Consider the following 757-nt stretch of genomic DNA (forward strand, 5'->3'; position numbering starts at 1 on the left):
AGTAGAAGATATACCAGTTTTTACAGAGGAAGATTTAGAAGTTAAAACAGTAGAAGATACACTTCTAGATGTTCTTACTTTTAGATTAGAAGATATTTTAATGGAGGGATAAAATGAAGATATTAACAGGATTTGCAGTAATAAAAGATAGTGTAGGTCATAGAATAACTTACACTTATAGCGATATAGATGAACAAGGAACTATTACAAGTAGTAATAATAAAGAAAGTTTTGTTGTAATAGAAGAAGAAGTTAAAAGTCTAGTACAACAGCTAGAGAGCAAAATAACAGAAAGAATTTAAGAGTTTATTAAGTAGGCTCTTTTTATTTTGCAAGAAAGGAGCAAAATATGTTTACAATCGGTTTAGATAACAGAATAGAAGTTATTCGAGGAGATACAGGTATATTGGAATTAACTTTAGATAATTACAAGTTAAAAGAGGGAGATAAAGTATATTTTACAGTTAAATCGAGTTATGAAGGTGAGCGTTTAATTTTTAAAGAAGTAACAGAATTTACAGATGGAAAAGCTAAATTTATTTTAACTTCTCAAGATACAGATTTAAAAATAGGTATGTATCTTTATGATGTACAATGCAATTTAGCAGATGGCAGAGTAGACACAGTAATATCTCCTGCTAAATTTAAAGTATTAGGAGGTGTGACAGATGTCTAGTTTGGTTAATGGGAATTTAATAGGAAAGCTTTCTATAGGACAAGGAGAAAGAGGTAAATCTATTGAGTATATGTGGCGAGG

At 29.5% G+C, this 757-nt stretch carries 2 protein-coding genes; both read left to right on the forward strand.

Annotated elements, in window-relative coordinates; all coding sequences use genetic code 11:
- Positions 1-113 precede the first annotated feature (113 nt).
- Positions 114-302 (forward strand): hypothetical protein, encoded by a 189-nt coding sequence (locus tag ACQPUY_RS17720; protein ID WP_430843375.1) that lies wholly within the window; start codon positions 114-116, stop codon positions 300-302.
- A 47-nt stretch (positions 303-349) separates the two neighbouring features.
- Complete coding sequence (locus ACQPUY_RS17725) at positions 350-676, forward strand: hypothetical protein (protein ID WP_430843376.1); 327 nt, start codon at positions 350-352, stop codon at positions 674-676.
- Positions 677-757: the final 81 nt, after the last annotated feature.

Origin of the sequence: Clostridium nigeriense, assembly GCF_050585245.1 — a bacterium.
GTDB classification, from domain to species: Bacteria; Bacillota; Clostridia; order Clostridiales; family Clostridiaceae; genus Clostridium; species Clostridium nigeriense_A.

What these genes read in the sequence shown, in the direction of transcription:
- ACQPUY_RS17720 (WP_430843375.1), top strand. Translation starts at nt 114, where the DNA reads ATGAAGATATTAACAGGATTTGCAGTAATAAAAGATAGTGTAGGTCAT.
- ACQPUY_RS17725 (WP_430843376.1), top strand. Translation starts at nt 350, where the DNA reads ATGTTTACAATCGGTTTAGATAACAGAATAGAAGTTATTCGAGGAGAT.